At 59.8% G+C, this 21,494-nt stretch carries 15 protein-coding genes; 5 read left to right on the plus strand and 10 right to left on the minus strand.

Features of this window, described 5'->3' with window-relative positions:
- Positions 1–127 precede the first annotated feature (127 nt).
- Positions 128–1,558, plus strand: coding sequence for a cytochrome c oxidase accessory protein CcoG (ccoG, locus tag ACKLNA_RS06265; protein WP_192553455.1), 1,431 nt, complete (start codon positions 128–130; stop codon positions 1,556–1,558).
- 281 nt (positions 1,559–1,839) lie between these two features.
- Positions 1,840–3,249 carry a GntR family transcriptional regulator MpaR gene (gene mapR / locus ACKLNA_RS06270; RefSeq protein ID WP_408985263.1) on the plus strand — a complete coding sequence of 470 codons (1,410 nt, stop codon included), beginning with the start codon at positions 1,840–1,842 and terminating at the stop codon, positions 3,247–3,249.
- 39 nt (positions 3,250–3,288) lie between these two features.
- Here the strand turns inward: mapR and ACKLNA_RS06275 are convergent, their stop codons facing one another.
- From ACKLNA_RS06275 to ACKLNA_RS06310, 8 genes are all read right to left on the minus strand, one after another.
- On the minus strand, positions 3,289–4,035 hold the full coding sequence (locus ACKLNA_RS06275) for an SDR family oxidoreductase (protein WP_085708225.1): 747 nt from the start codon (positions 4,033–4,035) through the stop codon (positions 3,289–3,291).
- Positions 4,036–4,119: 84 nt separating this feature from the next.
- Complete coding sequence (locus ACKLNA_RS06280) at positions 4,120–6,201, minus strand: putative bifunctional diguanylate cyclase/phosphodiesterase (RefSeq protein WP_408985264.1); 2,082 nt, start codon at positions 6,199–6,201, stop codon at positions 4,120–4,122.
- A gap of 205 nt (positions 6,202–6,406) precedes the next feature.
- Positions 6,407–7,876, minus strand: a complete 1,470-nt coding sequence (locus ACKLNA_RS06285) for an efflux transporter outer membrane subunit (RefSeq protein WP_408985265.1) — start codon at positions 7,874–7,876, stop codon at positions 6,407–6,409.
- Positions 7,873–10,980, minus strand: a complete 3,108-nt coding sequence (locus ACKLNA_RS06290; protein WP_085708228.1) for an efflux RND transporter permease subunit — start codon at positions 10,978–10,980, stop codon at positions 7,873–7,875. The genes ACKLNA_RS06285 and ACKLNA_RS06290 overlap by 4 nt, the downstream gene beginning before the upstream one ends.
- Positions 10,977–14,081, minus strand: a complete 3,105-nt coding sequence (locus tag ACKLNA_RS06295) for an MdtB/MuxB family multidrug efflux RND transporter permease subunit (RefSeq protein ID WP_408985266.1) — start codon at positions 14,079–14,081, stop codon at positions 10,977–10,979. Before ACKLNA_RS06295 ends, ACKLNA_RS06290 begins: the two co-directional genes overlap by 4 nt.
- On the minus strand, positions 14,078–15,385 hold the full coding sequence (locus tag ACKLNA_RS06300; RefSeq protein WP_119426230.1) for an MdtA/MuxA family multidrug efflux RND transporter periplasmic adaptor subunit: 1,308 nt from the start codon (positions 15,383–15,385) through the stop codon (positions 14,078–14,080). Before ACKLNA_RS06300 ends, ACKLNA_RS06295 begins: the two co-directional genes overlap by 4 nt.
- Before the next feature lie 175 nt (positions 15,386–15,560).
- On the minus strand, positions 15,561–16,061 hold the full coding sequence (gene tpx / locus ACKLNA_RS06305; RefSeq protein ID WP_408985267.1) for a thiol peroxidase: 501 nt from the start codon (positions 16,059–16,061) through the stop codon (positions 15,561–15,563).
- 132 nt (positions 16,062–16,193) lie between these two features.
- Positions 16,194–16,637 (minus strand): SRPBCC family protein, encoded by a 444-nt coding sequence (locus ACKLNA_RS06310; RefSeq protein WP_408985268.1) that lies wholly within the window; start codon positions 16,635–16,637, stop codon positions 16,194–16,196.
- Positions 16,638–16,769: 132 nt separating this feature from the next.
- Here ACKLNA_RS06310 and ACKLNA_RS06315 point away from each other — a divergent pair, with 132 nt between their 5' ends.
- Positions 16,770–17,195 (plus strand): YciI family protein, encoded by a 426-nt coding sequence (locus tag ACKLNA_RS06315; protein WP_085708233.1) that lies wholly within the window; start codon positions 16,770–16,772, stop codon positions 17,193–17,195.
- 59 nt (positions 17,196–17,254) lie between these two features.
- Here the strand turns inward: ACKLNA_RS06315 and ACKLNA_RS06320 are convergent, their stop codons facing one another.
- Positions 17,255–17,926 (minus strand): DUF3313 domain-containing protein, encoded by a 672-nt coding sequence (locus tag ACKLNA_RS06320; protein WP_119426232.1) that lies wholly within the window; start codon positions 17,924–17,926, stop codon positions 17,255–17,257.
- Positions 17,927–18,067: 141 nt separating this feature from the next.
- On the minus strand, positions 18,068–19,042 hold the full coding sequence (locus ACKLNA_RS06325) for a hypothetical protein (RefSeq protein WP_408985269.1): 975 nt from the start codon (positions 19,040–19,042) through the stop codon (positions 18,068–18,070).
- Between the two features lie 351 nt (positions 19,043–19,393).
- Here ACKLNA_RS06325 and ACKLNA_RS06330 point away from each other — a divergent pair, with 351 nt between their 5' ends.
- On the plus strand, positions 19,394–20,299 hold the full coding sequence (locus ACKLNA_RS06330) for a dialkylrecorsinol condensing enzyme (RefSeq protein ID WP_408985270.1): 906 nt from the start codon (positions 19,394–19,396) through the stop codon (positions 20,297–20,299).
- Positions 20,296–21,453 carry a beta-ketoacyl-ACP synthase III gene (locus ACKLNA_RS06335; protein ID WP_408985271.1) on the plus strand — a complete coding sequence of 386 codons (1,158 nt, stop codon included), beginning with the start codon at positions 20,296–20,298 and terminating at the stop codon, positions 21,451–21,453. The genes ACKLNA_RS06330 and ACKLNA_RS06335 overlap by 4 nt, the downstream gene beginning before the upstream one ends.
- The last annotated feature ends 41 nt before the right edge of the window (positions 21,454–21,494 follow it).

Below are 21,494 nucleotides of genomic sequence, written 5' to 3' on the forward strand. Positions count from 1 at the left end.
CAAGTTGTCGCAGGCTTGGCTGCAAAAGTCATCTGATACGCTTTTTATTGAAATACCTGAGTCTGTTATGCAAACAGATCGGCGCTCATAGTTCACTGGCCTGATGGAGGCTGATGAGCGAACGACCATGAGCGAACGAATCCCCGTCCGAACCGTAGAAGCATCTCCCCAGATAAAAAAAGTACCGGCGCGCCCAATGAAGGCGAAACACGCCACCAGCGACAACCAGATTTTCACCCGCAGCTTCACCGGCCTGTTCCGCACCTTGCGCATGAGCGGCGCGGGATTTCTGTTCCTGCTGTTTTTCGGCACCGTGTGGCTGAACTGGGGCGGGCGTCAGGCGGTGCTGTGGGATCTTTCCGAAAGCAAGTTCCACATCTTTGGCGCGACCTTCTGGCCGCAGGATTTCATTCTGCTGTCGGCGCTGCTGATCATCGCCGCGTTCGGCCTGTTCGCCATTACCGTGTTCGCCGGCCGGGTCTGGTGTGGCTACACCTGCCCGCAGAGCTCGTGGACGTGGATCTTCATGTGGTGCGAGAAGATCACCGAAGGTGAACGCAACCAGCGGATAAAACTGCAAGCGGCCCCGTGGAGCCTGAACAAACTGGCCCGGCGTGCGGCCAAGCACACGTTGTGGCTGGCAATCAGCGTGCTGACCGGCCTGACCTTCGTCGGCTACTTCACCCCGATCCGCCCGCTGGCCGAAGAGCTGCTGACCTTGCAGATCGGCGGTGTCAGCCTGTTCTGGGTGCTGTTCTTCACCGCCGCCACCTACATCAACGCCGGCTGGCTGCGCGAAGCGGTGTGCATGCACATGTGCCCGTATGCGCGGTTCCAGAGCGTGATGTTCGACAAGGACACGCTGGCGATTTCCTACGACGCAGCCCGTGGCGAAAACCGTGGCCCACGCAAACGCGAGGTGAAACCGGCCGAAGCCGGCCTCGGCGATTGCATCGACTGCCAGTTGTGCGTGCAGGTCTGCCCGACCGGTATCGACATCCGCGATGGTCTGCAAATGGAATGCATCGGCTGCGCGGCGTGCATCGACGCCTGCGACTCGATCATGGACAAGATGAACTATGCGCGAGGCCTGATCCGCTACACCTCCGAGCGCGAATTGCAGGGTGGCAAGACGCATCTGTTACGTCCGAGGCTGATTGGTTACGTCGCGGTGCTGGTGGTGATGATCGGCGCTCTCGCCCTGGCCCTGGTCGAGCGGCCAATGGTGTCGCTGGACGTGACCAAGGACCGTGGCCTGTTCCGTGAAAACGGTCAGGGCCAGATCGAAAATATCTACACGCTTAAAGTCATCAACAAGACCCAGCAGCGCCAGGACTACAACCTGACCCTGGTGGACGGCGACGGCTTCCAGCTGCAGGGCAAGACCGAACTGAGCCTGGCCCCGGGCGAGATCGTCGATGTGCCGGTGTCGGTGGCCATGACCACAGAACGCCCGGCCAGCAGCTCGCAGACCTTGAGCTTCAAGATTGCCGACAGCGATGAGCCAGAGATTTATAGCGTGGCGAAGAGCCGGTTTGTTGCGCCGATGAATCGCTGAGGCTTTAAGATGGCGGCGGTTTCGGGGGGTGCGGAGTGTCAGTGCGATCCCCCTCACCCTAGCCCTCTCCCAGTGGGAGAGGGAACCGACCGAGGTGTATTTCGATAATCAGCGACCTGAAAAACCGAGTCGATTATGGATTCACAGCAGTAGGTTCAGGTCCGCGTAACCCTGAAGCATCCCGCAATCAGTCCCATCTCCCTTTGGGAGAGGGCTAGGGTGAGGGGCTGATGTCACTGACCCACCACACAAACACCCAACACCACGCACCAAGGCCCCCGATGAAACGCTACGAAAAATTCGCCGACGACATCGCTGAACTGATCCGCTCCGGCGTCCTCGGCCCCGGTCAGCGGGTGCCGTCGGTGCGCTACGCGAGCCAGACCTACGGCGTCAGCCCGTCCACGGTGTTCCAGGCCTATTACCTGCTGGAACGTCGCGGCCTGATCCGCGCCCGGCCGCGCTCAGGTTACTTCGTCAACACCCACGCCCCGAGCCCGTTCTCGGAGCCGGTGATCAGCAGCCAGGTCAACGAATCCACCAAGGTCGACGTCAGCGAACTGGTGTTCTCGGTGCTGGAATCAATCAAGGATCCGAGCACCGTGCCGTTCGGCTCTGCATTCCCCAGTCCGGAACTGTTCCCGCTGCAACGCCTGTCACGTTCGCTGGCCAGTGCCGCCCGGGAAATGGACCCGCGCATGGTGGTCACCGACATGTCGCCGGGCAACCCGCAACTACGCCGGCAGATCGCCCTGCGCTACATGGTCGGCGGGCTGATGCTGCCGATGGAAGAACTGCTGATCACCAACGGCGCCCTCGAAGCGCTGAACCTGTGCCTGCAAGCGGTGACCGAACCCGGCGACCTGGTGGCCATCGAGGCCCCGGCGTTCTACGCCAGCCTGCAAGTGCTGGAACGGCTGAAACTCAAAGCCGTGGAAATCCCCGTACACCCGCGAGACGGCATCGATCTCGGCGTACTCGCCCAGACCCTGGAGCGCCATCCGATCAAGGCCTGCTGGTGCATGACCAGTTTCCAGAACCCGATGGGCGCGACCATGCCCGAGCCCAAGAAACAGGAACTGGTGGAACTGCTGAAACGGCATCAGGTGCCGCTGATCGAGGACGACGTCTACGCCGAGCTCTATTACGGCCAGCAGGCGCCAAAACCGGCCAAGGCCTTCGACACCGAAGGTCTGGTGATGCACTGCGGCTCGTTCGCCAAAAGCCTGGCCCCCGGCTACCGCATCGGCTGGGTCGCCGCCGGACGCTACGCGCAGAAGATCGAACGCCTGAAACTGATGACCTCACTGTGCGCCTCGATGCCGGCCCAGGCGGCCATTGCCGATTACCTGCAACACGGCGGCTACGACCGTCACCTGCGCAAATTGCGCTACGCCCTCGAAGAACAGCAAAGCGCGATGCTTGCGGCCATCGCCCGCTACTTTCCGGCGCAGACCCGCGTGAGCCAACCGGCCGGCGGCTATTTCCTGTGGCTGGAACTGCCACCGCAGATGGATTCGTTGAAGTTGTTTCAGATGGCACTGGCGCAGGGCATCAGCATTGCGCCGGGGCCGATCTTCTCGCCGACCCAGCGCTTCAGGAATTGCATCCGGTTGAACTACGGTAGCCCGTGGACCGAGGCTTCGGAAAAGGCGATGGAGACGTTGGGGCGGATTGTGCGGTCGTTCTGATGCGATCGTTCCCACGCAACGCGTGGGAACGATCCTTCACTAACGTCCGCCGCCAAGATCGACAAACGTCCCGGTCGCATACGAAGCCTTGTCCGACAACAACCACACAATCGCCTCCGCCACCTCATCCGGTCTCCCGCCACGGGCCATCGGAATCGCCGACTCCAGCTTGCTGACCCGGTCCGGATCGCCGCTCAGGGCGTGAAAATCGGTGTAGATGTAGCCCGGACGCACCGCATTGACCCGAATCCCCTCGCCTGCCACTTCCTTGGACAGACCGATGGTGAACGTGTCGAGAGCGCCCTTGGATGCCGCGTAGTCGACGTACTCGTTCGGCGAGCCCAGACGCGCGGCAACCGAAGACACGTTGACGATGCTGCCGCCCTGCCCGCCGTGTTTGGGCGACATGCGCAGGATCGCGTGCTTGGCGCAGAGGATCGGCGCCAGGACGTTGGTTTTCATTATTTTGAGGATGCGGAATTCGGACATTTCGTCGACCCGCGATTTGTGCCCGACAGTGCCGGCGTTGTTCACCAGTGCGGTGACCCGGCCCAGCTCGGTGTCGACCCGGTGAAACAGGCCGATCACTTCGTCTTCGATGCTGACGTCGGCGCGAACGGCAATGGCGGTGGCGCCGCGCTCGCGTACCTGATCGAGTACGTGATGGGCCGCCTGTTCGTCAGACTGATAATTGATGCAGATCCGATAGCCTTGCTCGGCAGCCAACAGCGCCGTGGCGGCCCCGATTCCGCGCCCGCCGCCGGTGATCACAATGACTTTATCCATGCTGGCCTTCCCCCCAATGCACACGTAACAGTCGGGGCAAGAATAACCGTCATTGCGGGGTTTTGCATGGCCTGCGTCAGCCGTTCAGCTTGCCGCCAATTGTTTGCCGCGCTCGATATCCTGCAGGAAGCGCTCGGCCGGCATCGGATGGCCCAGCAGGTAACCTTGCAGCGAATCACAGCCCAGTTGCGTCAGGAAGTCCTGCTGCACGCCGGTCTCCACACCTTCGGCCACAATACGCAGGCCCAGTGCCTGACCCAACGCAACAATCGCCGAGACAATCGCCGCGTCATCGCTGTCGTGTTCCAGATCACGGACGAAACCGCGATCGATCTTAAGCTCGTTGGCCGGCAGGCGCTTGAGGTACATCAGGCTCGAATAACCGGTGCCGAAGTCGTCGATGGACAGGTCGACGCCCATGTCGGACAGTTCCTGCAGCACCGTCATGCTCGCGTCGGCGTCGCTCATGGCGGTAGTTTCGGTTATTTCCAGAGTCAGGCTGTTGGCCGGCAAGTGGTGCGTGGCCAACGCCTTGGCCACGCTGCGCACCAGTCCGGTGTGACAGAACTGCAAGGCCGAGAGGTTCACCGCGATGCGCCAGTCGGTGTAACCCAGCACGTACCATTCGCGCATCTGCCGGCAGGCTTCGTTGAGCACCCATTCGCCGATCGGAATGATCAGCCCGGTTTTCTCCGCCAGATCGATGAACTTGTCCGGCATCAGCATGCCGTGGAGCGGGTGCTCCCAGCGCAGCAGCGCCTCGGCACCGACCGGGTGACCATCGGCGGCATGGAACTTGGGCTGGTAATGCAGGCTGAACTGATTGTGTTCGAGCGCCGCGCGCAGGTCCTGCAACAGTTGCAGTTGCTTGCGGGCGTTGCTGTTCATCGAGGCGTCGAAGAAGCTGTAGCCGTTCTTGCCGCCGCCCTTGGCGTGGTACATCGCCGCGTCGGCGTTCATTAGCAGTTCCTGGGCGTTCTGGCCGTTGCCCGGATATACCGCGATGCCGACGCTGGCAGAAATCTGCAGCTCATGCTCGGCGACCCGGAATGACTGCGCGATCAAGCCGACCTGACGCGCCGCCAGACCCAGCGCATCGTCAGGCTCGCTCAAACGCACCAGCAGCACGAATTCATCGCCGCCGATTCGCGCCAGGGTGTCGAGGCTGCGCAGATCTTCGCGCAGACGCACCGCCACTTCACGCAGCAACTGATCGCCCATGTGGTGACCGAACGCGTCGTTGACCGGTTTGAAGCCGTCCAGATCGATGAACATCAGCGCAAAACAGCCGCCCTGCTCGTTGACCTTTTTCATCGCCTGATTGATCCGGTCGTCCAGCAACATGCGGTTCGGCAGGCCGGTCAACGTGTCGTGCAGGGCCAATTGGGTGAGTTCGCGGTTGGCCACGGTCAGTGAATGGGCCAGATCGGCGGTTCGCGCTTCGAGGCGGGCATCGAGAATCGAGGTCAGCAGCGCAATGGTCAGCACCGCCAGCGTGGTGATCAGCACCAGGTTGTCCAGGCCATTGCCGTTCAGACCGCTGAGCGCCGCACCGCAGAAACTGCCCTCAGGAAAACGCGCCGCCGCCATGCCGGTGTAGTGCATGCCGACAATCGCGATCCCCATGACGATGGCAGCGCCGGCACGGAACAGGCGCACGTAAGGCGATTGCTGACGCAGGCGGAAGGCAATCCACAACGCCGCCGCCGAAGCGCCAACCGCGATCAACAGCGAAGCGCCAAACAGGGTCTGGTCGTAATCGATGCCCGGCTGCATGCGCATGGCGGCCATGCCGGTGTAGTGCATGGCGCTGATGCCGGCGCCCATGATCAAGGCACCGAAGGCCAGTTGCCAGGCCGGCAGTTTCGGCTGGCTGACCAGCCACAAGGCAAAGCCGCAGGACAGCACCGCGATCAACAGCGAAAGCGCGGTGATCGGAATGTCATAGCCCAGGCTGATCGGCAGTTTGAAAGCCAGCATGCCGATGAAGTGCATCGACCAGACGCCAACCCCCATGGCAAAGGCGCCGCCGGCCGTCCATAAATGCACGGCGCGCCCCTTGGCGGTGGCGATGCGCCCGGTGAGGTCGAGCGCGGTGTAAGACGCAAGGATCGCCACACACAGCGAAATGAAAACCAGCGTGAAGGAATAACTACCGATGAGCATGGGAATTCTCGTGACCACCCCGCCGTACTGCTTCCGTTCTCAGCGGGGCCAAATGCGCCGATTGTACTGATTGCACAGAAGAACGCACTGACAAAGTAATCAAATGGCCATCAAGCCGATGAAACGCTTGTTTGATCGTTCGACAAGGCTCTAGCCCGGCAGTCACGGCACTGATCATTCCCACGCTTTGCGTGGGAATTCAGCGTCAGGGATTCTGGCTGGTTTCCAGTTGCCCGTCCCAGCCACCGCCCAGCGCCGCGATCAACTGCACGCTGGCAATCAGTCGACTTTGCAGGATGTTGAGCACGGTGCGCTCGTTGCTCAGCGCCGTGGCTTGTACCACCACTACGTCGATGTAGGCAATCAGGCCGGCCTTGTACTGGTTCTGGGTCAGACGCAGGGAGTCTCGTGCTGCATCCAGCGCTTCCTGACGTACCGCCGCCTCGTCCTCGTACACCTTCAATTGCACCAGGTAGTTTTCCACCTCGCGGAAGCCGTCGAGCACGGTCTGCCGGTATTTGGCCACGGTCTCGTCGTACTTCGCTTCGGTGCGGTCGACTTCCGCCGAGCGACGGCCACCGTCGAACAGTGGCAGGCTCATTTTCGGCCCGACCGACCAGAAACGGTTCGGCAGGCTGACCAGATCCCGCGAAGTACTGCTGCTGTAGCCGCCGCTCATGCTCAGACTGAAGTCCGGGTAATACGCCGCTTTCGCGACACCGATATTGGCGTTCGCTGCGATGACCGAGCGTTCTGCCGAGGCGATGTCCGGGCGCCGTTCCAGCAGTTGCGACGGCAGGCTCAACGGAATCTGCGGCAGCTTCGGGATGTCCTGGGTTTCAGCAATCTTGAACTGTGCCGGCGGCTGGCCGGTGAGGACCGCGATGGCGTTTTCGAACTGTGCCCGCTGCCAGATCAGGTCCACCAGATCGCCCTGGGTGGATTTGAGCTGGGTCTGTGCCTGCGCCACCGCATCACGCCCGGAAATCCCGGCGTTGTACTGGTTCTGGGTCATTTTCAGCGAACGCTCGTAGGCCTCCACCGTCGACTCGAGCAAACGCTTCTGCTGATCGATCACGCGCAATTGCAGGTAGTTCTGCACCAGCTCCGACTGTTGGCTCAGGCGCATCGCGGCCAGATCGGCGAAGCTGGCCTGGGCGCTGGCTTCATTGGCTTCCAGACCACGACGCAACTTGCCCCAGACATCGGCTTCCCAGCTCACGCCCAACTGGGCGTTGTAGGTGTCACGAATACCGCTGGAAGAACTGCTCAGGCTCGAACTGCTGCTGCCGGTGCCCTGGCTGGAGCGGGTCTTGCCCAGGCTCAGGTCGAGCGTCGGGTAAAACGCTCCACGGGCATCGCGCACCAGGGCCTGGGCCTGACGGTACTGTGCCTCGGACTGGGCGACGGTCTGGTTGGAACTGTTGAGCTTCTCGATCAACTCGTTGAGCTGACGGTCGCCATACAGTTCCCACCAGGCGCCACGGGCCAGGGAGTCGGCCGGACTGGCCTGACGCCAGCCCTCGGCCTCCTTGTATTGGGCGACTTCGGCGGTCTGCGGGCGCTGGTAGTCCGGGCCGACGGCGCACGCACTGAGCATCGCCACACACAGCGACAGGCTCAGCAGACGCGAGCCGCGAACACTGGCCAGTTGGATAAGCGAACGGTCATTCATAGCGGAGTTTCCAGTGCGGCATCGGTACGTACGCCACGCCATTTGTTGAAGCGATGGCGGGCCTTGTCGAGATAGAGGTAAACCACAGGTGTGGTGTAAAGGGTCAGGATCTGGCTGAAGATCAGCCCGCCGATGATGGTCAGGCCCAGCGGCTGGCGCATTTCCGCGCCTTCGGCCCGGCTCAGCAACAACGGCAAGGCACCGAGAATCGCTGCCAGCGTGGTCATCAGGATCGGCCGCAGACGTTGCAGACAGGCACTGCGGATCGACTCCAGCGGCGCCATGCCCTGATGACGCTCCAGTTGCAGCGCCAGGTCGATCATCAGGATCGCGTTCTTCTTCACCACACCGATCAGCAGGAACAGCCCGAGCAGCGAGATCAGGCTGAACTCGCCGCCCAGCACATAGATCGACAGCAACGCACCGACCCCGGCCGACGGCAGTGTCGACAGAATCGTCAGCGGGTGAATGTAGCTTTCATACAGCACGCCCAGCACCAGATACACCGCCAGCAGCGCGCCGAGGATCATGAACGGCTGGCTCTTCTGGGTGGCCGCGAAGGCGTCGGCGGTACCGGCCATTTTCGCAATCACGTCTTCCGGCAGGCCGACCTTGGCAATCGCCCGCTCGATGGCCGCGCTGCCCTTCTCCACCGTCACGCCTTCTGCCATGTCGAACGAGATGCTTTCGGAGGCGAACTGGCCTTCATGGCTGACCCGGTCGTCTTCCAGGCTGCTTTCATAGTGAGCGATGGTCGACAGCGGAATCCGCGCACCATCGGCCGTGATCACCTGCACCTGATTGAGGGTGACCGGGTCCTGGGCATATTTCGGATTGACCTCCATCACCACCTGGTACTGGTTGAGGCTGTCGTAGATCGTGGAAATCTGCCGCTGGCTGTAAGCGTTGTTGAGCACGGCGGTGACCATGTTCATGTCCACGCCCAGGCGCTTGGCCTGATCGCGGTCGACGATCAGCGTCACCTGTTGCGCGCCGCGCCCCTCACGGGCGTCGATGGCAGTCAGCTCCGGCAAGGCGCGCAACGCGGTGACCACTTTCGGATACCACTCGCGCAACGCGCCCAGATCACCGCTCTGCAGGATGTAGCTGTACTGCGAGGTGGTTTGCTCACGGCCGCCACCGAATTGCAGGTCCTGGTCGGCCATCAGCATCAATTGCGCGCCGGGCACCTTGGGCATTTCCTTGCGCAGACGCTCGATGACTTTCTGCGCCGAGATGTTGCGATCCTTGATCGGCTTCAGGCGCACCAGCATGAAAGCGTTGTTTGTGCCGTTGTTGCCGCCGATGAACCCGGCGACACTCTCGACCGCTTCGTCCTTGAGCACGGCGCGGCGGAAGGTCTCCATTTTCGGCTGCATCACGCTGAACGACAGACCGTCGTCACCGCGCACGAAACCGATCAACTGGCCGGTGTCCTGTTGCGGCAGGAACGTCTTCGGCACCACCACATAAAGCGCGACGTTGACCCCGACCGTGATGATCAGGCTCAGCAACGTCAGACGCCGGTGACGCAACACCCAGTCGAGGCTGGTGGCGTACTTGCCGACCATCCAGTCGTTGGTACGACGGCTCCAGCGTTGCAGGCGGTTTTCCTGGCCCGGCGTATGCGGTTTGAGCCAGCGGGCGCAGAGCATCGGCGTCAGGGTCAGGGAAACCACCAGCGAAACCACGATGGCGGCGGCCAGGGTGATGGAGAACTCACGGAACAGGCTCTCGATGATCCCGCCCATGAACAGGATCGACAGGAACACCGCCACCAGCGACACGTTCATCGACAGCAGTGTGAACCCGACTTCCTTGGCCCCCAGATACGCGGCCTTCATCGGCTTGACGCCTTCGTCGATGTGCCGGGAAATGTTCTCCAGCACCACAATGGCGTCGTCCACCACCAGCCCGGTGGCCAAAATCAACGCCATCAGTGACAGGTTGTTCAGAGAGAAGCCGTAGAGGTACATCACCGCAAAGGTGCCAACCAGTGACACCGGCACCGCCAGGGTCGGGATCAGCGACGCACGGAAATTGCCGAGGAACAGGAACACCACCAGGATCACCAGCGCCACGGCGATCAGCAGTGTCATCTCTGCTTCATGCAACGTGGCCTTGATCACCGGTGAACGGTCCATCGCCAGGTTCAGCTTCACACTGGCCGGCAACACAGCCTGTAACGCCGGCAACTGCGCCTTGATCTCGTTGACCGTCTCGATGATGTTGGCGCCGGCCTGGCGGTTGATCACCAGCAGCACCGCCGCGTCATCGTTGAAGAAACCGCTGTTGTAACGGTCTTCCACGCCGTCGGTGACCTTGGCCACGTCCTTCAGACGCAGGGCGGCACCGCCGTTGTAATGGATGATCAGCGATTCGTAGTCCTTGGCTTTCTCCAGCTGGTCGTTGGCCTGGATCTGCCACAGGCGCTGGTCATCTTCGACCGAGCCCTTCGGCCGGCGCACGTTGGCGCCGGCGATGGTCTTGCGCACATCGTCCAGCGCCACGCCGTACTGGTTCAGCGCCTGGGGTTCGAGTTCGATGCGCACTGCAGGCAGGGAGCTGCCGCCGATCTGCACTTCGCCGACGCCCTGCACCTGGGACAGGCTCTGGGACAGGATGGTCGAAGCCAGGTCGTAGAGCTGACCTTTTTCCAGCACATCCGAGGTCAGCGACAGCACCATGATCGGCGCCTGCGACGGGTTGACCTTCTTGTAGGTCGGCATGCTGCGCATCCCGCTCGGAAGCAGATTGCGCGAAGCGTTGATCGCCGCCTGCACTTCCCGCGCCGCGCCGTTGATGTCGCGGTCGAGGTCGAATTGCAGAATGACCCGGGTCGAGCCTTGGCTGGAACGGCTGCTCATGGTGTTGACGCCGGCGATGGCGCCGAACGAGCGCTCCAGCGGCGTGGCAACAGTGGACGCCATGACCTCCGGGCTGGCACCGGGCAGGCTCGCCTGGACCACGATCACCGGGAAGTCCATTTGTGGCAGCGGCGACACCGGCAGCAGGCCGAAGCTCACGCCGCCCAGCAGCATGATCGCCAGGCTCAGGAGCATGGTCGCCACCGGGCGCTTGATGAAAGGACCGGACAGGTTCATGGCTGCTCTACCGGCTCCACGGCCGAAGGCGCACGGCCCCAGCGCCGACCGAGGCGGTCGAAGTACAGGTAGATCACCGGCGTGGTGAACAGCGTCAGGATCTGGCTGACCAGCAATCCGCCGACCATCACCAGACCCAGCGGCTGACGCAATTCAGCACCGGAACCGGTGGCCAGCATCAGCGGCACCGCGCCGAACAGCGCCGCCAGCGTGGTCATCAGGATCGGCCGGAAGCGCAACAGCGCCGCCTGATAGATCGCCTGCTCCGGCGCCATGCCCTGGTTGCGCTCGGCGTCGAGGGCGAAGTCGATCATCATGATCGCGTTCTTCTTGACGATACCGATCAGCAGGATGATGCCGATGATCGCGATCATGCCCAGGTCATTACCGCTGAGCAGCAACGCCAGCAAGGCGCCGACCGCCGCCGACGGCAGGGTCGACAGAATCGTGATCGGATGAATGTAGCTCTCGTAGAGCACGCCGAGCACGATGTACATCGTCACCACCGCCGCCAGGATCAGCAGCAAGGTGCTCGACAGCGAAGCCTGGAAGGCTTCGGCCGCGCCCTGGAACTGGGTCTGCACGCCAATCGGCATGCCGATGTCCTTCTGCACCTGCTCGATGATGTCCACCGCATGCCCCAGCGCCACGCCGTGGGCCAGGTTGAAGGACATCATCACCGCCGGGAACTGGCCGATGTGAGTAATTGCCAGTTGCGCCTGACGCTCCTCGACATGGGCAAGGCTCGACAACCGCACCTGTCCGCCATCGGTGGTCTTGACGTGAATCTGATCCAGCGCCTGCGGCCCGATCTTCTCCCCGGCCTGGGCCTGCAGCACCACGCGATACTGGCTGGCCTGGGTGTAAATGGTCGAAATCTGCCGCTGGCCGAAGGCGTCGTACAGTGCGTCGGTGATGTTCGCCACCGACACGCCGAGGCGTGAAGCCGCGTCACGGTCGATCACCAGGAACACCTGCAAACCTTTGTCCTGCAAATCACTGGCAACGTCGGTCAGTTCCGGGCGCTGGGCCAATGCCTCGACCAGACGTCCGCTCCACAGGCTGAGCAGTTCGGCGTCCGGCGAAGACATGCTGAACTGGTATTGGGTGCGGCTGACACGGTCTTCGATGGTCAGGTCCTGCACCGGCTGCATGAACAGGCGGATGCCCACCAGTTTGTCCAGTTGCGGTTGCAGGCGGGTGATCACTTCGGCAGCCGTCAGGTCACGCTGACCGTGAGGCTTGAGGTTGATCAGCAGACGACCGCTGTTGAGCGTGGCGTTGTCACCGTCGACGCCGATGTAGGACGACAGGCTTTCCACTGCCGGATCTTCGAGAATCACCTTGGCCAGCGCCTGCTGGCGCTCGCCCATGGCGGCAAAGGAAATCGACTGCGGCGCTTCGGAAATGCCCTGGATTACCCCGGTGTCCTGCACCGGGAAGAAGCCCTTGGGCACCACCATATAAAGGAATACGGTCAGCGCCAGGGTGCCGATGGCCACCAGCAGGGTCAGCGGCTGGTGCTTGAGCACCCACTGCAACTTGCGCCCATAGGCGGCGATCATCCAGTCGATGAACGCGCCACTGGCCCGGTAGAAACGGCCCTGCTCATGTTCTTCCGGCTCACGTTTGAGCAGACGCGCGCACATCATCGGCGTCAGGGTCAGCGAGACCACCAGGGAAATCAGGATCGCCACTGCCAGGGTGATGGCGAACTCGCGGAACAGCCGCCCCACTACATCGGCCATAAACAGCAGCGGAATCAGTACCGCAATCAGCGACAGGGTCAGGGAAATCAGGGTGAAGCCGATCTGCTTCGCGCCCTTGAGCGCGGCCTGCATCGGGCTGTCGCCTTCTTCGATGAAGCGGGCGATGTTTTCCAGCATCACGATCGCATCGTCGACCACGAAACCGGTGGCGATAGTCAGAGCCATCAGAGTCAGGTTGTTGACCGAGAAACCGGCGAGGTACATCACGCCGAACGTACCGATCAGCGACAGCGGCACGGCCACCGACGGAATGATGGTGGCACTGGCCCGACGCAGGAACAGGAACGTCACCATCACCACCAGCGCGATGGCGATCAGCAGTTCGTGCTGCACGTCGGTGACCGAGGCACGGATGGTCTGGGTGCGGTCGGTCAGCACGGTCACTTCGAGGCCGGCCGGCAGGTTATCGGTGATGCTCGGCAGCAGCGCCTTGATCCGGTCAACCACCTCGATCACGTTGGCGCCCGGTTGACGCTGAATGTTCAGCAATACCGCCTGATTCTGATTGGCCCACGCCGCCAGACGCTCGTTCTCGGCGCCGTCGACGATCTGCGCAACATCCTTGAGCCGCAGCGGCGCGCCGTTCTTGTAGGCCAGGATGAGGTTGGCGTAGTCCTTGGGCGAAGTCAGCTGGTCGTTGGCATCGAGCATCGACACCCGCGTCGGGCCGTCGAAGTTACCCTTGGGCTGGTTGACGTTGGACGCGCCGATCAGCGTGCGCACATCCGACAGGTTCAGGCCGTTGGCTGCCAGTGCCTCCGGGTTGACCTTGATCCGCACCGCCTGACGCTGGCCGCCGGCGATGCTGACCATGCCGACGCCGCTGATCTGGGCGATTTTCTGCGCCATGCGCGTATCGACCAGATCGTTGAGCTTGGGCAGCAGCATGGTTTTGGAGGTGATGGCCAGGGTCAGCACCGGGGTGTCCGCTGGGTTGACCTTGTTATACACCGGCGGCGCCGGCAAGTCGGTCGGCAGCAGGTTGGTCGCGGCGTTGATCGCGGCCTGCACCTGCTGTTCGGCGACGTCCATGTTGATGTCGAGGCTGAAACGCAGGGTCAGCACCGACGCACCGCCGGAACTGGTCGAGGCCATTTGCGTCAGACCCGGCATCTGCCCGAACTGGCGCTCAAGCGGCGCGGTGACGGCGCTGGTCATCACGTCCGGACTGGCGCCCGGGTACAAGGTCATGACCCGGATGGTCGGGTAATCCACCTGCGGCAAGGCCGAAACCGGCAGCAGGCGATAGGCGATCAGGCCGGCCAGCACGATGGCCAGCATGCTCAGCGTGGTGGCGACCGGGCGGAGGATGAACAGACGCGAAATGTTCATGCGCCCTTCTTGGCCTTGTCAGTGACGGCAGCATCAGGTGCGCTGGCGGCGGACTTGCCTTGCAGGTGTCCGGTCGGCGTGGTGGGTACATCCTGACTGTCGTTGACCACTTCCACTTCACTGCCTTCCTTCAAGCGGTCGGTGCCTTCCAGCACCACGCGATCGCCGGCGGCCAGGCCTTCGGTGATCACGGTGTTCTGTCCGTCGCTGGCGCCGATCTTCAACTGGCGGATGGTGACTTTCTTGTCGCCGTCCAGCGCGTAGACGAAGGTGCCGTTGGTGCCGAACTGAATCGCTGCCGACGGTGCCAGCACGACGCCTTTGAGAGTGTCAGCCAGAAGATGAACGTTGACGAACTGGTTGGGGAACAGCGACTGATCGCGGTTTTCGTAGCGCGCCTTGAACTTCAGGGTGCCGGTGGTCACGTCGATCTGGTTGTCGAGGCTTTGCAGCACGCCTGTGGCCTGAATTTTCGTGTCGCCACGGTCCCAGGCTTCGGCCGGCAGCTTCGCGCCGCTGTGGTAGCGGGCCAGTACGGTTTCAAGGGTGTTTTCCGGCAGCGTGAAGACCACGCTGATCGGCTGGGTCTGGGTGATGACGGCGAGGAACGTGGTGTCGTTCGCAGCCACCAGATTGCCGACGTCAAGCTGACGCAGACCGACGCGACCGGCAATCGGTGCGCGGATCTTGGTGAATTCGAGATTGAGCTTGGCGTCATTGACCGCCGCCTGATTGGTCTTCACGGTGCCGAGGAACTGGCCGACCTGTGCTTCGGCGGTGTCCAGGGTCTGCTTGGCGATGCTGTCCTCTTTATACAGACCGCGATAGCGCTCGACATCGACCTGAGCGTTTTTCAACTGAGCCTGGTTCTGCAGCAAGGTGCCTTCGGCCTGAAGCAAGGCGTTCTGGTACGGGCGCGGGTCGATCTCCGCCAGCAGGTCGCCGGCCTTGACCATCTGCCCTTCCTCGAAATAGATCTTCACCAGTTCGCCGCCGACCCGGCTGCGCACGTTGATGGTATTGAGCGCGGTCACGGTGCCGAGCGCCTTGTAGTACAGCGGGAAGTCACCGGTCACCGCCGGCGCCACACGCACCGGGATCGGACCTGCCGCCCCGCCGAAGCCCGGACGCATCATCCCCGAACGACCGGTATGACCGGCCGCGGCTTTCTCGCCGCCCTCCTTGTGGGTCGATCCGGCGGGCCAGAATTTCCAGCACAGGCCGGCGATGACCAGCAGGACAAGCAGGCTCAACAGCCAGCGACGGGAGTTTCGGGAAGACGATTGCATGGAGTGATTAACCATTGGGCGCGTGGGCTTCTTTTACGGGAGGCTGAACGATAAGCACTGGTGGGGGTAAAGCAAAGCAGCTTTACCGGCAATTTACCTTCAACTTACGTTTCAAGGTGTGAGCCAAAACACTGATACACAAATGAAAACGGCCTGGACAGAGCCAGGCCGTTAACAATTGTAAAAGCGCTTATTTCAATACGGCGAGCGCTGCATCGTAGTTCGGCTCTTCAGCGATTTCCTTGACCAGTTCGCTGTGCAGCACGTTGTCGTTTTCGTCCAGAACAACCACCGCACGGGCAGTCAGGCCTTTCAGCGGGCCGTCAGCGATGGCCACGCCGTAGTTCTGAATAAATTCGGCACCACGCAGGGTCGACAGGTTCTGTACGTTTTCCAGGCCTTCGGCGCCGCAGAAGCGAGCCTGGGCGAATGGCAGGTCAGCCGAGATGCACAGCACCACGGTGTTGGCCAGGTCGTTGGCCTGAGCGTTGAACTTGCGCACGGAAGTGGCGCAGGTCGGGGTGTCGACGCTTGGGAAGATGTTCAGCACTTTGCGCTTGCCGGCGAAGTCTTTCAGGGTGACGTCGGACAGATTGCCGGCTACCAGGGAAAAGGCTGGCGCCTTGGAACCGGCTTGTGGCAGTTGGCCGTTGACTTGAACCGGGTTGCCTTTGAGAGTGACTTGAGCCATGAACGGAGTCCTTCTTAACGTTGTTGGGAAAGCATGCAAGAGGCGGAAGTTAACCACGAAATTGTCCGACGACCTATGCCTGAACTGAAATTGTCATGTGTCACCCCGCAGGATTGGATACAACCCTGAGCGCTAACCGAGCAATTGCAGCATATTGCGATGCCGGGCCTCGAAGATCCGTCGCATGTAACCGTTCACCAGCAGTCCTTCGCTGAACGCCCCGCCAATCGCCGAATACGTCACGCGGTCGGTGTACAGCGTACCGCCCTCGCCCGCCGCCACCCGATGTTCATGACGAAAGGCACGCATAGGCCCCTTGAGCATTTCATCGACAAAATGCGTGTCGCCGACTTCGCGGATCGTCACTGTCCAGTTCGACGGGATCAGGTTGAACATCCAGTGCCGGAAGCGAAATTGCCGGCCCTCCTCGATGCGCAGGTTGTTCAGGTCGATATCACCCAACGGCGTCACGCGTTCGGGGAAGATCTTCGGGAAATTGACGCCCTCCAGACAGAAATCGAGCACTTCTTCCGGGGTGCGATCGGGGATCAGCGTGGTGAGTTCCAGGGTGGGCATGGCGGACACATTCCGTATGAAGGCGATGCTTGTTAAAACGCGGTTCTGCATCTTTTCTTTAACGAGCTGTCGATTCAAGCCCTGGCCGTTCGACAAAGCAGTGAATCCCCCCATTTCTCACGGAGAAACACCATGCGCTTCATGATCATTGTCAAAGCCAGCCAGGATTCCGAAGCCGGCGTGATGCCCAGCGAACAGTTGCTGACCGACATGGGCAACTACAACGAAGAACTGTCCAAGGCCGGCATCCTGGTTTCCGCCGATGGCCTGCACCCGAGCAGCAAGGGTGCCCGGGTACGTTTCAGCGGCGAAAAACGCAGTGTGATCGACGGTCCTTTTGCCGAAACCAAGGAGCTGATCGCCGGTTACTGGATCTGGGACGTGAAATCGAAGGAGGAAGCCATCGAGTGGGTCAAGCGCTGCCCCAACCCGATGCCGGGCACCGAGGCCGAAATCGAGATTCGCCAGATATTCTGCCCGGAAGACTTTGGTGCCGAGTTCACCCCGGAACTGCGCGAGCAGGAAGAGCGGATTCGTGAGCAGGCGAAAAAGCACTGACAGCCCCGCTCTCGCAAACCGGCCCCCACGACTCACGCCGTGGAGGCCATCAGGCCGCCTTATCTGGATTTCATTTTCAGATAGGACTGGTGCATGTCCGACGCCCAACCATCGATCACGGCTTTCACGTCATCGGCCTTCATCACTTGGGAGTCGTTTTCCAGAGGTTTGCCGGTGCCCTTGCGCACGACCTGCGCCACCACCTTGTTGTTGCCGCCATCGAGGAACACCGCTTCGGTGGCCAGGGTGGTTTCCTGATCGCGACTGCCGCTGGCGGTCGTGACCGCTGCCGCCACCAGAGCAATCGGGATCACTTCATAGGCATGCAGGCCCTCGGTCTTGCTGCTGACGGCGGTGATGGCCGCGCGCACGACGATCACGCCCGGGCCGGGCCCGCTGGCCAACGGCAGGGATTTGCCCACTTCACGCTTGAGCGCCTGATCATAGTAAGCCGTGATGCCGTTGAGGGTCTGTTGCGGGATTTTTACCGTTGGCTGAGGCTTGGGATACAGCTGGGTCGGTTCGATGTAGACGCTGGTGAACTTGTTGATATCGAGTTTGGGATCGACCCAGCGCATCACCTCGGCACCGGACGGTGACTTGGCCTCCTTGAGTTGGCTGTAGTCCTTGAGGAAGCCTGAATACTCATCCGGAGCGACGGTCTTGCTGGAGCAACCCACCACGCCAAGCGTGGCAATGCACAGGGTGCTCATCATTAGGGCTAGCTTCATGCTGTAACTCCTGTCAGAAGGCCTGATTTATTGCATCGGGGAGTTACAGGTATAGCTAAAACCACAGGCTTTGCGCTTGCCGGACGGGAAATGAATCCCGCCCCCGGACTGAAGCACGATAGAACCCGATTCAGATCAGATTCACCAGGTCGACGTCTCCCCGCTGCGCAACGCCATCTCCCGCCGACTGTGAAGCCGCATCGCCTTGATCAGCGACACCGTGCCCACCAGCAACAACGCCGCGCCGAACAGGAAGTCGATGTTGTACAGCTGGAAATCCTGCACCGGCCCCACCAGCACCGTACGTACCACGCCGATGCCCACCAGGGTTGCGAGGAAGTCGATCCCCGGCTCGTCGCGGTAGAACACCAGCAGCAACGGCAGGCACAGCACTAGCAACATCAGCAGCACCACAACCTTGAACGCGCCTTTGCGCTCGACGCTGAACGCGCATTCGTGGTGGCCGTAGGCTTTGTAGTCCTCGTCGCGGACCATCACGTTTTTCTCGTTGATGTAGTCGGCGCGGTTGTACTTCTGGATCGGCGTGAAGGTGTTGGACATCTCCATCAGCGTGGTGATGTTCTTGAAGCGCAGGTCGATGCGCTCGTTGCCCTTGACGTAGTACAGCACCGGTTTGTAGCCGTAGCGATAGGTGTCGAAAGGGAACTCGGTGACACGGCCCTGAACGCCAATCGGGCGCGATTCGAGCTGGGCGAAAGCACTCTTGTCGGTCGAGGCGAGGTTGCGGCTCAGGGGCAGGACCTTCACTTGCTCAAGGAAGATCGGCGTGACGCCGTAGGACCACTGCAACGGTTCCAGGCGCAGACGCAGTTCGTTGCGGCCCAGGTCGTAGCGGTTGAAGGTGCGCTCGGAAACCACCACCGCACCGCTGAGCATGAACTCGCCGCGCAGGTTGTTGGTGATGCGCAAGGTCAGTTGATCCTTGCCCAGCAGCGCCGCATCCGAGGACGGCGGCGTGCCGCACCACGCGGTGCTTTCGCCGACACCGCCGAGCTGACCGCCACGGTTTTCGTTGAATACGTAGATGTAACCGGCCCACAGCGTCAGCATCAAAAGCAACGCGGTGAGGCCCAGAATCTTTTTGCCCGGACCCACTGATCAGACTCCCTTCTTCGTTCCGTCGTCCAGCCGAAAACCCGCTGGCGACGGGGACTCTACCAAAAGGCCAGCATCGACCCAAGGAAAAATCCCTGAAATACGCCCGTCGTAGGGGATTCCCCGGTACATGGCGCCAGAGCCCGATTGTGCAATCAATCCTCGAGCATTCAGTTTCCATATGAAACTTTCCGTTTAGAAATTACAGATAAAGCGAAAAACTCTAAAAAACTGTAATTTCTGACAGTAGGAAATCGATACTAAACAATAAAAAATAGATTCATTCTAAAACTTCCCGCTCTGACACCCATGAAAAATATACTTCTGATCTATTACTCCCAGACCGGACAGTTGAAACAGATTGCAGAGTCCTTCATACGCCCAATAATTGACAACCATTCCATTACAGTAGACGTGGAAGAACTAAAACCCATTACGCCCTACCCATTTCCTTGGCCCTTCGATCAGTTCATCGATCAGTTTCCGGAAGCTGTCTCACTACTCGCACCTGCGTTGCATCCGTTTCAATTCGACCAAAGCAAAAAATACGATTTGATTATTCTTGCTTACACTGTTTGGTTTCTATCGCCCAGCCCGCCGATCACTGCTTTTTTAAAGTCCAGCGAGGGAAAATCGGTACTCAATGGAACTCCGGTCATAACATTGATCGCTTGCCGAAACATGTGGATCGAGGCCCAAGAGCAAGTTAAACAGTTAATAGACCAGGCCAACTCATATATTTTGGACAACGTGGTACTAACGGACAGAGGAAGTGCGTTAAAAACACTTGTAACAACGCCACGCTGGATGCTGACGGGAAAGAGAAATGCTTTTTTGCGTATTTTCCCCAGAGCAGGGATTCAAAATAATGACATCGTTGCAACACAACGATTTGGAAAAGCTCTTCTCTTTTCACTTATCCATGGAGATATACAAAAAAAAGAACCGGTCCTGACGGGATTGAAAGCCGCAACGGTTGATCAACGACTGATCGACAGCGAAAAAATCGCACGTCGCAGCTTCCTGATCTGGGGAAAATTGTTTCGGACACTGGGACCGCAAGGGCATTTGCTCAGAAAACTAGCGGCCATTGCTTACGGGTTTTTTCTGATTGTTGTTATCGCAACCGTTGTTCCCTTGACGATGACTATCAGAGTGCTTCGAAGACCTTGGCGGAAGCAGGCTATTGAGAAAGAGCTTAAATACTTCGAAGGCCCATCCGGGTCAAATGACGATCGAATGGAGAAGTTCTCGTGAACAACACCGTATACATCAATCGTACTGCCACCTTCTTGCCCGGAAACCCGGTTTCGAACGATGAAATTGAGGACATCCTTGGTATGGTTGCAGGCAAACCATCAATTCTTCGAGAAAGAATTCTGAAAAGCAATGGAATCAAAAGTCGGCATTACGCTATCGACCGACTGACAGGGAGAACAACTCACAACAATGCACAACTTACCGCAGAGGCAATCCGCAATGCATTATTCAATTGCTCGTCACTATCTGACATCTCATTAATAAGTTGTGGAACAAGCAGTCCCGATCAAATTCTTCCTAGCATTGCCTCCATGGTACATGGTGAGCTAGGAAATCCACCTTGTGAACTTGCATCTTTCAGCGGTGGTTGTTTAAGCGGATTATCTGCGATGAAATTCGGTTACAGCTCGATCCTTTCTGGCTTGGAAAACAATGCAATTACGACAGGCTCAGAATTGACCTCGACAATGATGCGCGGAAAAAACTTCGCTGAGGAGTTACATTCAGCTGCCGAGAGATTCGACTCCAATCCTGAAATAGCCTTCGAAAGAGACTTTCTCCGCTGGATGCTGTCTGACGGCGCTGGCGCTTTTCTGATGACCAACAAACCCAACGAATCAGAAATGTCCTTGCGTATAGACTGGATTGAAATTTTCTCCTACGCAAACTTGTTGCCACCTTGCATGTATTTAGGTGCAGAAAAGCTTGAGGACGGCTCCCTTAAAGGCTGGCGAGAGTTTAACTCTTATCAGGAACTCGGGGATCGATCCATTTTTTCGTTCACGCAGGACGTGAGGCTTCTCAATGAACATGTCATCGATTTCACCGTTGCAAGAGGATTACAAGACACCCTTAAAAAACACCCAACAAACCCACAACAAATCGACTGGTTTCTGCCCCATTACTCCTCAAACTATTTTCGAGAAAAAGTTTACAACTCGCTCAAATCCATTGACTTCGAAATACCATTCGAGTGCTGGCATACGAATCTGGAGAGGGTAGGAAACATTGGTTCCGCCTCTATTTATTTCTTGATAAACGACTTGCTCAAAAGCAAAAAACTGAAGCATGGAGATGTGATTCTCTGCTATGTCCCCGAGAGCGCCCGCTTTTCAACCGGCTTCGCAAGAATGACGGCCGTTCAGCATTAACGATAAAGCCAAACATGCTGTCTTGTTGGGCAACTCGAGAG

It is taken from the genome of Pseudomonas sp. UV AK001 (assembly GCF_046097675.1).
Taxonomy (GTDB): Bacteria; Pseudomonadota; Gammaproteobacteria; order Pseudomonadales; family Pseudomonadaceae; genus Aquipseudomonas; species Aquipseudomonas kribbensis.

Bases quoted from the DNA above. Each gene is read 5' to 3' on its own strand.
- ccoG (WP_192553455.1), top strand. From the start codon at position 128: ATGAGCGAACGAATCCCCGTCCGAACCGTAGAAGCATCTCCCCAGATA.
- mapR (WP_408985263.1), top strand. From the start codon at position 1,840: ATGAAACGCTACGAAAAATTCGCCGACGACATCGCTGAACTGATCCGC.
- ACKLNA_RS06275 (WP_085708225.1), bottom strand. From the start codon at position 4,035: ATGGATAAAGTCATTGTGATCACCGGCGGCGGGCGCGGAATCGGGGCC.
- ACKLNA_RS06280 (WP_408985264.1), bottom strand. From the start codon at position 6,201: ATGCTCATCGGTAGTTATTCCTTCACGCTGGTTTTCATTTCGCTGTGT.
- ACKLNA_RS06285 (WP_408985265.1), bottom strand. From the start codon at position 7,876: ATGAATGACCGTTCGCTTATCCAACTGGCCAGTGTTCGCGGCTCGCGT.
- ACKLNA_RS06290 (WP_085708228.1), bottom strand. From the start codon at position 10,980: ATGAACCTGTCCGGTCCTTTCATCAAGCGCCCGGTGGCGACCATGCTC.
- ACKLNA_RS06295 (WP_408985266.1), bottom strand. From the start codon at position 14,081: ATGAACATTTCGCGTCTGTTCATCCTCCGCCCGGTCGCCACCACGCTG.
- ACKLNA_RS06300 (WP_119426230.1), bottom strand. From the start codon at position 15,385: ATGGTTAATCACTCCATGCAATCGTCTTCCCGAAACTCCCGTCGCTGG.
- tpx (WP_408985267.1), bottom strand. From the start codon at position 16,061: ATGGCTCAAGTCACTCTCAAAGGCAACCCGGTTCAAGTCAACGGCCAA.
- ACKLNA_RS06310 (WP_408985268.1), bottom strand. From the start codon at position 16,637: ATGCCCACCCTGGAACTCACCACGCTGATCCCCGATCGCACCCCGGAA.
- ACKLNA_RS06315 (WP_085708233.1), top strand. From the start codon at position 16,770: ATGCGCTTCATGATCATTGTCAAAGCCAGCCAGGATTCCGAAGCCGGC.
- ACKLNA_RS06320 (WP_119426232.1), bottom strand. From the start codon at position 17,926: ATGAAGCTAGCCCTAATGATGAGCACCCTGTGCATTGCCACGCTTGGC.